Source organism: Pseudomonas sp. SM4, assembly GCF_051913165.1.
Taxonomy (GTDB): Bacteria; Pseudomonadota; Gammaproteobacteria; order Pseudomonadales; family Pseudomonadaceae; genus Aquipseudomonas.
The window spans coordinates 362,007-375,832 of the sequence record NZ_JBODOE010000001.1; the positions used below are offsets into that span (position 1 = coordinate 362,007).

Below are 13,826 nucleotides of genomic sequence, written 5' to 3' on the forward strand. Positions count from 1 at the left end.
CCGAGCAGGGTTAGCGAACCCAGCGCTCGCGGCGCCAGATCTGCTGCTCGGACTTGGTCTGGAACGTCCACGCCACAAAGCGGCTCTGCTTCTGGCCCTGCGACATCTCCACGACCTGGCTTTCCAGCACGCCGGCCTTTTTCAGTGCAATTTCAATGGCTGGCAGGTTCGACGCCTTCGACACCAGTGTGCTGAACCACAGCACCTTGTGCTGGAAATTCGCGCTCTCGGCGATCAGTTGCGTCACGAATCGCGCTTCGCCGCCTTCACACCACAGCTCGGCCGACTGGCCACCGAAGTTCAGCACCGGCAGTTTACGTTTCGGATCGGCCTTGCCCAGCGCACGCCATTTGCGCTCGCTGCCCTTGGTCGCTTCGTCCATCGAGGCGTGGAACGGCGGGTTGCACATGGTCAGGTCAAAGCGCTCGCCCGGCTCCAGCAGGCCAATCAGGATGTGCTTGCGGTTTTCCTGTTGGCGCAGCTGGATGACCTTGCTCAGGTCGTTGGACTGAACGATGGCCTTGGCAGCAGCCACCGCCGTCGGGTCGATCTCCGAGCCAAGGAAGTGCCAGCGGTATTCGCTGTTACCGATCAGCGGATACACGCAGTTGGCGCCCATGCCGATGTCCAGCACGTTGACGATTGCGCCGCGCGGCACCTTGCCGTCGTTCATGCTCGCCAACAAATCCGCGAGGAAGTGCACGTAATCGGCCCGGCCCGGCACCGGCGGGCACAGGTAGTCTGCCGGGATGTCCCAATGCTGGATGCCATAAAACGACTTGAGCAGCGCCCGGTTGAACACGCGCACCGCATCGGGGCTGGCGAAGTCGATGCTTTCCTTGCCGTACGGGTTGGTGATCACGAACTTCGCCAGTTCCGGCGTGGTCTTGATCAGCGCCGGGAAGTCGTAACGACCCTGATGGCGATTGCGCGGGTGCAGGCTGGCCTTTTCGCGCGGCTCGACGGCCTTGGCCGGGGTCGCGGAGTCAGGCTTCTTGCGCGCAGGTTTGGGGGTGCGGGGGGCGTTCATGGGCGTGGTCGATTCGGGTATGGCTGAAAGTGGCGGGTATTGTCCCACATTGACGAGCTATGCGCCGATCCCATGTAGGAGCTGCCGCCGGCTCGGGCCGCGATCGGACGATCTTTTGATCTTGGTTTTTAAAAGCCAGATCAAAAGATCGCAGCCTTCGGCAGCTCCTACAGGGGAAATGTGCGGGAATGAAAAAGGGAGGCCACTTGGGCCTCCCTTTTTCAGTGCGATTCGCCGTTACAGGCTGGCAATCCGCGCGTGCTGCTCGGCCAGTTTGGCCAGGGCCTGTTCAGCCTCGGCCAGTTTGGCGCGTTCCTTCTCGATGACTTCGGCCGGAGCCTTGTCAACGAAACCGGCGTTGGACAGTTTGCCGCCCACACGCTGGACTTCGCCCTGCAGACGCAGGATTTCCTTGTCCAGACGCGCCAGCTCGGCGCCCTTGTCGATCAGACCGGCCATCGGCACCAGCACTTCCATCTCGCCAACCAGTGCGGTGGCGGACAACGGTGCTTCTTCGCCAGCCGCCAGAACGGTGATCGATTCCAGACGCGCCAGCTTCTTCAGCAGCGCTTCGTTCTCGGTCAGGCGGCGCTGGTCTTCAGCGCTGACGTTCTTCAGGTAGATCGGCAGTGGCTTGCCCGGGCCGATGTTCATTTCGCCACGGATGTTGCGCGTGCCGAGCATCAGTTCCTTGAGCCATTCGATGTCGTTCTCGGCGGCCGGATCAATGCGTTCTTCATTGGCCACTGGCCAAGACTGCAGCATGATCGTCTTGCCCTGAATGCCGGCCAGCGGCGCGATGCGCTGCCAGATTTCTTCAGTGATGAACGGCATGAACGGATGCGCCAGACGCAGCGCCACTTCGAGCACGCGAACCAGCGTACGGCGAGTGCCGCGCTGACGCTCAACCGGCGCGTTCTCGTCCCACAGCACTGGCTTGGACAGTTCCAGGTACCAGTCGCAATACTGGTTCCAGATGAACTCGTACAGCGCTTGCGCGGCGAGGTCGAAACGGAACTGATCGAGTTGACGGGTCACTTCGGCTTCGGTGCGTTGCAGCTGCGAGATGATCCAGCGATCCGCCAGCGACAGCTCGTAGGCTTCGCCGTTCTGGCCGCAATCTTCGCCCTTGTCCAGAACGTAACGCGCGGCGTTCCAGATCTTGTTGCAGAAGTTGCGATAGCCTTCAACGCGGCCCATGTCGAACTTGATGTCGCGACCGGTCGAAGCCAGCGAGCAGAAGGTGAAGCGCAGGGCGTCGGTGCCGTAGCTGGCGATGCCGTCGGCGAACTCGTCGCGGGTCTGCTTCTCGATCTTCTTCGCCAGTTTCGGCTGCATCAGGCCAGAGGTGCGCTTCTGCACCAGGTCTTCCAGCTCGATACCGTCGATGATGTCCAGCGGGTCAAGGACGTTGCCCTTGGACTTGGACATCTTCTGGCCCTGGCCATCACGCACCAGACCATGCACATAGACGGTCTTGAACGGCACCTGCGGCGTGCCGTCCTCGTTCTTGATCAGGTGCATGGTCAGCATGATCATCCGGGCAACCCAGAAGAAAATGATGTCGAAGCCCGTCACCAGCACGTCGGTGGAGTGGAATTTCTTCAGGAATTCGGTCTTTTCCGGCCAGCCCAGAGTGGAGAACGTCCACAAGCCGGAACTGAACCAGGTGTCGAGTACGTCATTGTCCTGTTGCAGCGCCACGTCCGGGCCAAGGTTGTGCTTGGCACGCACTTCGGCTTCGTCGCGACCGACATAGACTTTGCCCGACTCGTCGTACCAGGCCGGAATCCGGTGGCCCCACCACAGCTGACGGCTGATGCACCAATCCTGAATGTCGCGCATCCACGAGAAGTACATGTTTTCGTACTGCTTCGGCACGAACTGAATGCGACCGTCTTCAACGGCAGCAATCGCAGGCTCGGCCAAAGGCTTGGTCGACACGTACCACTGGTCGGTCAGCCACGGCTCGATCACGGTGCCCGAACGGTCGCCTTTCGGCACTTTCAGGTTGTGATCGTCAACGCTGACCAGCAGGCCGGCGGCGTCGAACGCAGCGACGATCTGCTTGCGCGCTTCGAAACGCTCAAGACCGGCGTACTCGGCCGGAATTGCGCCGTCGATGCTTTCGTTCAGCGTACCGTCGAGATTGAACACCTGGGCTGCGGGCAGCACGTTGGCGTTCTTGTCGAAGATGTTCATCAGCGGCAGGTTGTGGCGCTTGCCGACTTCGTAGTCGTTGAAATCGTGGGCCGGGGTGATTTTCACGCAGCCGGTGCCGAACTCAGGGTCGCAGTAATCGTCGGCGATGATCGGGATGCGGCGGCCAACCAGTGGCAGCTCGACAAACTTGCCGATCAGGGCTTTGTAGCGCTCGTCGTTCGGGTTCACCGCGACGGCGGAGTCGCCGAGCATGGTTTCCGGACGGGTGGTCGCGACGATCAGGAAATCGTTGCCTTCAGCTGTTTTCGCGCCGTCGGCCAGCGGGTACTTCAGGTTCCACAGGAAACCTTTTTCGTCGTGGTTTTCCACTTCGAGGTCGGAAATCGCCGTGTGCAGTTTGGTGTCCCAGTTGACCAGACGCTTGCCGCGGTAGATCAGACCGTCTTCGTGCAGGCGCACGAACGCTTCTTTAACCGCTTCCGAGAGGCCGTCGTCCATGGTGAAGCGCTCGCGGCTCCAGTCCACGGACGAGCCGAGGCGGCGGATCTGACGGCTGATGTTGCCGCCGGACTGATCCTTCCATTCCCAGACTTTCTCGAGGAATTTTTCGCGACCCAGATCGTGGCGATTCTGGCCCTGGGCTTCGAGTTGACGCTCCACCAGCATCTGCGTGGCGATACCGGCGTGGTCGGTGCCCGGCTGCCACAGGGTGTTGCGACCCTGCATGCGGCGGAAACGGATCAGGGCGTCCATGATCGCGTTGTTGAAACCGTGACCCATGTGCAGGCTGCCGGTGACGTTCGGCGGCGGGATCATGATGGTGTAGGAGTCGCCCGCGCCTTGCGGGGCGAAGTAGTTCTCGGACTCCCAGGTGTTGTACCAGGAAGTTTCAATGGCGTGCGGCTGGTAGGTCTTATCCATGCGCGGCGGGACCCTATTGGCATTAATTCAGGAAAAGCCGACGAGTATAGCGGGGCATGGGGCCGAGGGCGAGCGGGGGGAGGTCGCGCGGACACTAATGTTGGGGGGGAACCTTTGTGGTGAGGGGATTTATCCCCGATGGGCTGCGCAGCAGCCCCAATATTTCAATCACGCTGCGCGTTTGCAGGGTTAACGACTGCTGCGCAGCCGATCGGGGATAAATCCCCTCACCACAAGGAGGGGGGGTTATTCGTACTGGCTGAGGAGGCGTTCCATGCGTGCATCGAGGCGGCGTTTGATTTCGGTTTCGATGTGCGGGGCGAAGTCGTCGATCACGTCTTGCATGATCAATTGCGCGGCGGCGCGCAGTTCGCTGTCGAGGTGGAGCAGGGCGTCCGGGCCTTTATTTGCAGGAGCCGCAGGCGGTGCGGCGGGTGTCGGGACCGGCGCGGGAGGTGGTTCGACAGCAGCCGGCTCAGCGCCGACAGAGTCAAACAACATCGGAATCTGTTCCTGTTCGCCATCCTCGACCGTGTCGGTCAGCAGTGGCGGTTGCAGGTTGTCGTCGCCGAGCAGCTGACGGATCGATTCGAGATCGTCGAGCAGGTGTGTCGGCTTTTGCTGCGGTTTCGGAGTGTCCATTGGAATGCTCAGAGTCGCTGTAAACGGTGATCTTGCAGAGGATAGCCCTGTTCGCGGTAGAAGCGAAAACTCTCCCGCGCCGCGGCACGAATCGTCGGGTCTTCGACCACCACTTCCGCCACTCGGGCGAACTTGTTGGCGAAGGCCGGGACTTTCAGGTCGAGATTGACCAGCAAATCCTGATGCTGACCGCAGTCATCGCCCACACTCAGCACGATCAAGCCGTCCGGCTCGCTGTCGGCGGGGCCGTGCGGCACGAAGCTTTCGCCCTTGAACGCCCACAGGCGCGCATCGAGATCGTCCCGCTGGGCGGCATCGCGGCAATGCAGATAGATGCGGTGGCCCATGCGCCAGGCTTTTTCGGTGAGCTTGCAGGCAAAGTCCAGGCGAGCCGAAGGGTCGGCGCTGGGCAGAATATAGAAGTCGACTTTGGTCATTGCGGTTCCAGAGCGGCAAGCGGCGTCACCCGAGAGTGACGCCGCCGCCCATCAGCGGTGTCAGGCTTTGGCGCGATCGAGCAGGTATTGGGTCAGCAATGGCACCGGACGGCCAGTGGCGCCTTTGTCCTTGCCGCCGCTGGTCCATGCGGTGCCCGCGATGTCCAGGTGCGCCCAGTTGAGGTTCTTGGTGAAGCGCGACAGGAAGCATGCTGCTGTGATGGTGCCGGCTTTCGGGCCGCCAATGTTGGCGATGTCGGCGAACGGGCTGTCCAGCTGTTCTTGATATTCGTCGAACAACGGCAGTTGCCAGGCGCGGTCGTCGGCTGCCTTGCCGGCGCTGAGCAGTTGGTCGATCAGTTCGTCGTTATTGCCCAGCAAGCCCGAGGTGTGCGCGCCCAGAGCAACGACGCAGGCGCCGGTCAGGGTGGCGATGTCGATTACCGCTTGTGGCTTGAAGCGCTCGGAGTAGGTCAGCGCATCGCACAGCACCAGACGGCCTTCGGCGTCGGTGTTGAGGATTTCCACGGTCTGGCCGCTCATGGTGGTGACGATGTCGCCCGGACGCGTCGCATTGCCGCTCGGCATGTTTTCCGCGCAAGCGAGGATGCACACCAGGTTGATCGGCAGTTTCAGCTCAAGCACGGCGCGCAGGGTGCCGAACACGGAGGCAGCGCCACCCATGTCGTATTTCATTTCGTCCATGCCGGCGCCCGGTTTCAGGCTGATGCCGCCGGTGTCGAAGGTGATGCCTTTACCGACGAGTGCGTACGGCTTCTCGGATTTCTTGCCGCCGTTGTATTGCATGACGATCAGGCGCGGCGGTTGCTCGCTGCCTTGGCCGACGGCGTAGAACGAGCCCATGCCCAAAGATTTGATTTTCTTCTCGTCGAGGACTTCGACTTTCAGATCCTTGAATTCTTTGCCCAGGTTCTTCGCTTGTTCGCCAAGGAAGGTCGGGTGGCAGATGTTTGGCGGCAGGTTGCCCAGATCGCGGGTGAAGGCCATGCCGTTGGCGATAGCGGTCGCGTGGTTCACGGCGCGCTGCACTTCGGCCTGGGCAGCCTTGATGGTCAGCAGAGTGATTTTCTTCAGCGCGCGCGGTTCGGCTTTCTGGCTCTTGAACTGGTCGAAGGTGTACTCGCCGTCCACCAGAGTTTCCGCCAGCAGACGGGTTTTGCCGTAGCTGTCGCGGTTTTTGACAATAACTTCATCCAGCGCCAGCACGGCGTCGCTGCCGTTCAGACCTTTCAGCGTATTGAGGATGCCGGCAACGATTTTACGGAACGGACGATCGCCCAGCTCTTCATCCTTGCCAACGCCGACCAGCAGCACGCGCTCGGCTTTGAGGTTTGGCAGGCTGTGCAGCAGCAGGCTTTGTCCGACTTTGCCGGCCAGATCGCCACGCTTGAGGACGGCGCTGATCGCGCCACCGCTCAGTTCGTCGACCTGCTTGGCGGCGGCGCCGAGTTTGCGGCCTTCACCGACGGCAACCACCAGGGTGGCGGTTTTCAACGTTTCCGGGCTAACGCTTTTTACAACCAGTTCCATGTGCGGATCCCTGAATGAATGGTCAACACGCAGGCGTTCGACGGTGGCCGCAGTCGCCTGCTTATAGAAAGAAGAGGCGCAGGCCAAAGCCTGCGACAAGGGCCGCAGTTTGAACCTCGCTCCCCGCGCCTGACAACCCTCGGTTGTACGATCTGCAAAGGATTACAGACATGGATGAGTGTGCGCAGTGACAGGCGCCCTCAATCACAGGATAATGCCGCATCTTTTTTCGACGGCTCTGCGTTGCGGGCCGGTCGATGTGTTTGCTTGTTTGGCCGCCTTAGCCTGACAACCCTGGAGTGTCTGGTTTGATCGTCTTCCGTTATCTGTCCCGCGAAGTCCTGTTGACCCTCAGTGCCGTGAGTGCCGTGCTGCTGGTCATCATCATGAGCGGTCGTTTCATCAAATACCTCGCTCAGGCCGCTGCCGGCCAGCTCGATCCGGGTTCTTTGTTCCTGATCATGGGCTTTCGTCTGCCGGGGTTCCTGCAACTTATTCTGCCGCTGGGCCTGTTTCTCGGGATCTTGCTGGCTTACGGGCGCCTGTACCTCGAAAGCGAAATGACCGTGCTCTCGGCCACCGGCATGAGCCAGCAGAAGCTGTTTCGCATGACCCTGTTTCCGGCGACCCTGGTGGCGCTGGTAGTGGCATGGCTGAGCCTTGGCCTGGCCCCGCAAGGTGCCAACCAGTTCCAGTTGCTGCTGAACAAGCAGGACGCCCTGACCGAATTCGACACCCTTGAACCTGGCCGTTTTCAGGCGCTGCGTGACGGCACTCGGGTGACCTACACCGAAACCCTGAGCGACGATCGCGTCAATCTGGGCAGCGTGTTCATCTCGCAGAAAAACCTCGGTGCCGATCAGAAGGATCGCGGGATTTCCGTGCTGGTGGCCGAGAAGGGCCGGCAGGAAGTGCGTCCCGACGGTAACCGTTACCTGATTCTCGACAATGGCTACCGCTATGACGGCAGTCCGGGTCAGGCCGACTACCGAGCGATTCATTACGAGACCTATGGCGTGCAACTGCCCAAGCCAGACGTCAGCGAAGAGGTCACCGACCGCGACGCCATGCCGACATCGGCCCTGTTGGGCAGCGACGACATTCGCTCGCGCACCGAGCTGCAGTGGCGTCTGTCCCTGCCGCTGCTGGTATTTATCGTGACCCTGATGGCGGTGCCGCTGTCGCGCGTGAACCCGCGCCAGGGGCGTTTCCTCAAGCTGCTGCCGGCGATTCTTCTTTATATGGCTTACCTGACCATCCTGATTGCCGCTCGCGGCGCCCTTGAAAAAGGCAAGATCCCACCGGCCCTCGGTCTGTGGTGGGTGCACGCGATCTTCCTGGTCATCGGTCTCGGCCTGCTCTATTGGGAGCCGATGCGTCTGAAGATGGCCAGTCGTCGCTCTGCTGCGCTGGAGGTGGCTCGTGGTTAAACTCGACCGCTATATCGGCAGCAGCGTGTTCATGGCGATCATCGCCGTGTTGGCGATCATCCTCGGTCTGGCGACGCTGTTTGCCTTTATCGATGAAATGGGCGACGTCAGCGACACCTACACCCTGCTTGACGTGCTGAGCTTCGTCTTGCTGACCGCGCCACGCCGTCTCTACGAAATGTTGCCGATGGCGGCGCTGATCGGCTGTCTGATCGGCCTCGGCAGTCTGGCCAGCAGCAGTGAGCTGACGGTCATGCGTGCAGCGGGCGTGTCGATCGGCCGTATTGTCTGGGCGGTGATGAAGCCGATGCTGGTGCTGATGCTGGCCGGTGTGCTGATCGGCGAATACGTCGCGCCAGCCACGGAAAGCATGGCTCAGGCCAATCGCTCGCTGGCCCAAGGCAGCGGCGATGCGCAAAGTGCCAAGCACGGTATGTGGCACCGTCAGGGTGACGAGTTCATCCACATCAACGCGGTGCAACCGAACGGCCTGCTGTATGGCGTGACCCGCTACCACTTCGACAAGGAACGCCATCTGCTCAGTTCGAGCTTCGCCAAGAAGGCCGAGTTCGACGGTAATCATTGGCAGCTCACCGACGTCGCGACCACGGTTTTTCATGAGCGCAACACTGAGGTGGTGAACACTCCGACCGAGCGTTGGGACGTGTCGCTGAGCCCGCAATTGCTCAGCACCGTGGTCATGGCGCCGGAATCGCTGTCGATCAGTGGCTTGTGGGGTTACATCCACTATCTGTCCGAACAAGGACTGAGCAACGGTCGCTACTGGCTGGCATTTTGGGTCAAGGTGTTGCAACCGCTGGTCACTGCCGCCCTGGTGCTGATGGCGATTTCCTTCATCTTCGGCCCGTTGCGCTCGGTGACCCTCGGTCAGCGTGTGTTCACCGGCGTACTGGTGGGCTTCACCTTCCGTATCGTCCAGGATTTGCTCGGCCCTTCGAGCCTGGTGTTCGGTTTCTCGCCGTTGTTCGCGGTGCTGGTGCCGGCGGGTGTCTGTGCGCTGGCGGGTGTCTGGCTGCTGCGAAGAGCCGGTTGATGACGGGCGAAATACCCGTGCTTTAAACCTCGAAAACGCCTCGATCGACAGATCGGGGCGTTTTTGCATGCAATCCGGGTGACAGGCGAACGTGACGCTTGCGCCGTGTATCAGGTACAATTCCCGGCTATTTTTCGGCGGGCTATGCCTGCAGCCTTTTTGAGTGTTGATCCGTGAGTGATTTGAGTCATATCCGCAATTTCTCCATCATCGCCCACATTGACCATGGCAAGTCGACGCTGGCCGATCGCTTCATCCAGATGTGCGGCGGCCTGGCCGAGCGTGAAATGGAAGCCCAGGTACTGGATTCCATGGATCTGGAACGTGAACGCGGGATCACCATCAAGGCCCACAGCGTCACCCTGTATTACACCGCCAAAGACGGTATCAAGTACCAGCTGAACTTCATTGACACCCCGGGTCACGTCGACTTCACCTACGAAGTCAGCCGTTCCCTGGCCGCGTGTGAAGGTGCACTGCTGGTGGTCGATGCCGGTCAAGGCGTTGAAGCCCAGTCCGTGGCCAACTGCTACACCGCCATCGAGCAGGGCCTTGAGGTCATGCCGGTACTGAACAAGATCGACCTGCCACAGGCCGATCCTGATCGCGTCAAAGACGAAATCGAGAAGATCATCGGCATCGATGCCACCGACGCCGTCACCTGCAGCGCCAAAACCGGCCTGGGTGTCGACGAAGTGCTCGAGCGTCTGGTGCACACCATTCCTGCGCCGACCGGCAACATCGAAGATCCGCTGCAAGCGTTGATCATCGACTCCTGGTTCGACAACTACCTGGGCGTTGTTTCCCTGGTGCGTGTGCGTCATGGTCGCGTGAAGAAGGGCGACAAGATCCTCGTCAAGTCCACCGGCAAGATCCATCTGGTCGACAGCGTGGGCGTGTTCAACCCGAAACACACCGCCACCACGGATCTGAAAGCCGGCGAAGTAGGCTTCATCATCGCCAGCATCAAGGACATTCACGGTGCACCGGTTGGTGACACCCTGACCCTGGCCTCGACCCCGGACGTTGAAGTGCTGCCCGGCTTCAAACGCATCCAGCCACAGGTTTACGCCGGTCTGTTCCCGGTCAGCTCCGACGACTTCGAAGATTTCCGCGAAGCGCTGCAGAAGCTGACCCTCAACGACTCGTCGCTGCAATACACCCCGGAAAGCTCCGATGCCCTGGGCTTCGGCTTCCGTTGCGGCTTCCTCGGCATGCTGCACATGGAAATCATCCAGGAGCGCCTCGAGCGCGAGTACGACCTGGACCTGATCACCACCGCGCCGACGGTAATTTTCGAGCTGGTGCTGAAAACCGGTGAAACGATTTACGTCGACAACCCATCCAAGCTGCCGGATGTGTCGTCGATCGAAGACATGCGCGAGCCGATCGTGCGCGCCAATATCCTCGTGCCGCAAGAGCACTTGGGTAACGTCATCACTCTGTGCATCGAGAAGCGTGGCGTTCAAGTCGACATGCTGTTCCTCGGCAATCAGGTGCAGGTCACTTACGACTTGCCGATGAACGAAGTGGTGCTGGACTTCTTCGACCGTCTCAAATCCACCAGCCGCGGCTATGCTTCGCTGGACTACCACTTCGATCGTTACCAATCGGCTAATCTGGTGAAACTGGACGTGCTGATCAACGGCGACAAGGTCGATGCCCTCGCATTGATCGTGCACCGTGACAACTCGCACTACAAAGGTCGCCAGTTGACCGAGAAGATGAAAGAACTGATTCCGCGTCAGATGTTCGACGTAGCGATTCAGGCTGCCATTGGTGGTCAGATCGTTGCCCGGACAACCGTCAAGGCACTCAGAAAGAACGTATTGGCCAAATGCTACGGTGGTGACGTCAGCCGTAAGAAGAAACTGCTCGAGAAGCAAAAGGCCGGTAAGAAACGCATGAAGCAGGTCGGCAACGTGGAAATTCCACAAGAAGCCTTCCTTGCAGTGCTCAGGTTGGATAGTTAGGTCCTATGTCACTAAATTTCCCGCTGTTGCTGGTCATCGCCGTGTTCGTCTGCGGCCTGTTGGCGTTGCTCGATCTGTTGATCCTTGCACCGCGTCGGCGTGCTGCCATTGCCTCTTATCAGGGCAGTGTCGGTCAGCCAGATGTCGTGGTGGTCGAGAAACTCAACAAAGAGCCGCTGCTGGTTGAATACGGCAAGTCGTTCTTCCCGGTGTTGTTCATCGTGCTGGTGCTGCGTTCGTTCCTGGTGGAGCCGTTCCAGATTCCGTCCGGTTCGATGAAACCGACCCTGGACGTCGGCGACTTCATTCTGGTGAGCAAGTTTTCTTACGGGATCCGCCTGCCGGTGATCGACAAGAAAATCATCGAAGTCGGTGATCCACAGCGTGGCGATGTGATGGTGTTTCGCTACCCGAGCGACCCGAACGTCAACTACATCAAACGTGTAGTCGGTCTGCCAGGCGACACGGTGCGCTACACCGCTGACAAGCGTCTGTTCGTCAATGGCGAATCGATTGCCGAACAGTTGGTGGGCTCCGAACCGGGTACCTTGGGCAGCGCCGAACTGTACAAAGAAAAACTCGGCGCCGCAGAGCATCTGATCCGCAAGGAAATGAGCCGCTACCGCGCCACCCCGGACCACAGCTGGACTGTGCCGGCCGGGCACTACTTCATGATGGGCGACAACCGCGACAACTCGAACGACAGTCGCTACTGGGATGATCCGAACATTCCCAAGGATCTGCTGGGCATGGTTCCCGACCAGAATATCGTCGGCAAGGCCTTCGCGGTCTGGATGAGCTGGCCGGAACCGAAACTCAGTCACCTGCCGAATTTCTCGCGGGTTGGCCTGATCAAGTAATCACACACGGCGCTGTTGACCACAGCGCCGAATGCATTTCTGGAGCCGGCACAATCGGCTTCGCTATCGCCAGGATTTAATTTTTGAACACAGCGTTAATTGTCCCAGGCCTGCGCCGTATCCCGGCGATGGCAGTGGAATCCAGCCACGAACTCAGCGTGGGTAAACCGTGAGCGTTTCTCTAAGCCGTCTCGAGCGCCAGCTCGGTTACACCTTCAAGGATCAGGAGCTGATGCTTCTGGCACTCACGCACCGCAGTTTTGCCGGGCGCAACAACGAACGCCTGGAATTCCTCGGTGATGCCATCCTCAACTTCGTTGCTGGCGAGGCGCTGTTCGATCGCTTCCCGCTGGCCCGCGAAGGCCAGTTGTCGCGTTTGCGCGCACGCCTGGTGAAAGGTGAGACGCTGGCCGTGCTGGCGCGTGGTTTCGACCTTGGCGATTACCTGCGCTTGGGTTCCGGTGAATTGAAGAGCGGCGGTTTCCGTCGCGAATCGATTCTGGCCGATGCCCTCGAAGCGCTGATCGGTGCAATCTACCTCGACGCCGGCATGGACATGGCGCGTGAACGCGTCCTGGCCTGGCTGGCTGGCGAGTTCGAAGGCCTGACGCTGGTCGATACCAACAAGGACCCGAAAACCCGCCTGCAGGAACACCTGCAATCGCGCGGTTGCGATCTGCCACGCTACGAAGTGGTGGATATCCAGGGCGAGCCGCACTGCCGAACCTTCTTCGTCGAATGCGAAGTTGTCTTACTGAATGAAAAAAGCCGAGGTCAGGGTGTGAGCCGTCGTATTGCCGAACAGGTAGCGGCCGCCGCAGCACTGATTGCCTTGGGCGTGGAGAATGGCAATGACTGATACAAACGCAACTCGCTGTGGCTATGTTGCCATCGTCGGCCGTCCCAACGTCGGCAAGTCGACGTTGTTGAACCACATCCTCGGCCAGAAGCTCGCGATCACCTCGCGCAAGCCGCAGACCACTCGCCATAACATGCTCGGGATCAAAACCGAGGGTGACGTGCAAGCGATCTACGTTGACACCCCGGGCATGCACAAGGGTGGCGAAAAGGCCCTGAACCGTTACATGAACAAGACCGCTTCGGCAGCGTTGAAAGACGTCGACGTGGTGATCTTCGTGGTCGATCGCACCAAGTGGACCGACGAAGACCAGATGGTCCTGGAGCGCGTGCAGTACGTGACCGGCCCGCTGATCGTCGCGCTGAACAAGACCGACCGCATTGAAGACAAAGCCGAGCTGATGCCGCACCTGAGCTGGCTGCAGGAACAACTGCCAAACGCGCAGATCATTCCGATTTCCGCGCAGCATGGCCACAACCTCGACGCGCTGGAAAAGGTCATTGCCGATCACCTGCCGGAGAACGATCACTTCTTCCCGGAAGACCAGATCACCGACCGCAGCAGCCGTTTCCTCGCCGCCGAACTGGTACGCGAGAAAATCATGCGCCAGATGGGCGCCGAGCTGCCGTACCAGATCACCGTCGAGATCGAAGAGTTCAAGCAGCAGGGCAAGACCCTGCACATCCACGCCTTGATCCTCGTTGAGCGTGACGGCCAGAAGAAGATCATCATTGGCGATAAAGGCGAGCGCATCAAACGCATCGGCACCGAAGCGCGCAAGGACATGGAGCTGCTGTTCGACTCCAAGATCATGCTCAATCTGTGGGTGAAGGTGAAGGGCGGCTGGTCCGACGACGAGCGCGCGCTGCGTTCGCTGGGTTACGGCGACCTGTAAGCGATTCGAAG

At 60.1% G+C, this 13,826-nt stretch carries 11 protein-coding genes; 6 read left to right on the forward strand and 5 right to left on the reverse strand.

The annotated features are described in order from the left end of the window. Positions 1-10 precede the first annotated feature (10 nt). The 5 genes from rlmF to ACQ4MY_RS01630 form a co-directional block, all read right to left on the reverse strand. Positions 11-1,030, reverse strand: coding sequence for a 23S rRNA (adenine(1618)-N(6))-methyltransferase RlmF (gene rlmF / locus ACQ4MY_RS01610; protein ID WP_440093364.1), 1,020 nt, complete (start codon positions 1,028-1,030; stop codon positions 11-13). Between the two features lie 237 nt (positions 1,031-1,267). Beyond that, positions 1,268-4,114: a valine--tRNA ligase gene (locus ACQ4MY_RS01615; protein ID WP_440093366.1), complete on the reverse strand. Its 2,847-nt coding sequence runs from the start codon at positions 4,112-4,114 to the stop codon at positions 1,268-1,270. Between the two features lie 246 nt (positions 4,115-4,360). Next, positions 4,361-4,756, reverse strand: a complete 396-nt coding sequence (locus tag ACQ4MY_RS01620; RefSeq protein WP_440093368.1) for a DNA polymerase III subunit chi — start codon at positions 4,754-4,756, stop codon at positions 4,361-4,363. An 8-nt stretch (positions 4,757-4,764) separates the two neighbouring features. Further along, entirely contained in the window at positions 4,765-5,193 is a 429-nt protein-coding gene (locus tag ACQ4MY_RS01625) for a DNA polymerase III subunit chi (RefSeq protein WP_440093370.1), read from the reverse strand. 60 nt (positions 5,194-5,253) lie between these two features. Next, positions 5,254-6,744, reverse strand: coding sequence for a leucyl aminopeptidase (locus ACQ4MY_RS01630; RefSeq protein ID WP_440093372.1), 1,491 nt, complete (start codon positions 6,742-6,744; stop codon positions 5,254-5,256). Positions 6,745-7,052: 308 nt separating this feature from the next. Here ACQ4MY_RS01630 and lptF point away from each other — a divergent pair, with 308 nt between their 5' ends. The 6 genes from lptF to era all read left to right on the forward strand — a co-directional run bounded on the left by lptF (position 7,053) and on the right by era (position 13,815). Then, positions 7,053-8,174, forward strand: coding sequence for an LPS export ABC transporter permease LptF (lptF, locus tag ACQ4MY_RS01635; protein WP_158831730.1), 1,122 nt, complete (start codon positions 7,053-7,055; stop codon positions 8,172-8,174). Continuing rightward, positions 8,167-9,228 (forward strand): LPS export ABC transporter permease LptG, encoded by a 1,062-nt coding sequence (gene lptG, locus ACQ4MY_RS01640; RefSeq protein ID WP_008083641.1) that lies wholly within the window; start codon positions 8,167-8,169, stop codon positions 9,226-9,228. Before lptF ends, lptG begins: the two co-directional genes overlap by 8 nt. A 173-nt stretch (positions 9,229-9,401) precedes the next feature. Further along, complete coding sequence (gene lepA / locus ACQ4MY_RS01645; RefSeq protein WP_008083639.1) at positions 9,402-11,201, forward strand: translation elongation factor 4; 1,800 nt, start codon at positions 9,402-9,404, stop codon at positions 11,199-11,201. Between the two features lie 5 nt (positions 11,202-11,206). Next, a complete protein-coding gene (gene lepB / locus ACQ4MY_RS01650; protein WP_008083637.1) occupies positions 11,207-12,061 on the forward strand; it encodes a signal peptidase I in 855 nt (284 codons plus the stop codon). Between the two features lie 169 nt (positions 12,062-12,230). After that, complete coding sequence (gene rnc / locus ACQ4MY_RS01655) at positions 12,231-12,920, forward strand: ribonuclease III (RefSeq protein ID WP_016986099.1); 690 nt, start codon at positions 12,231-12,233, stop codon at positions 12,918-12,920. Next, positions 12,913-13,815: a GTPase Era gene (gene era, locus ACQ4MY_RS01660; protein WP_007909024.1), complete on the forward strand. Its 903-nt coding sequence runs from the start codon at positions 12,913-12,915 to the stop codon at positions 13,813-13,815. Before rnc ends, era begins: the two co-directional genes overlap by 8 nt. Positions 13,816-13,826 lie beyond the last annotated feature (11 nt).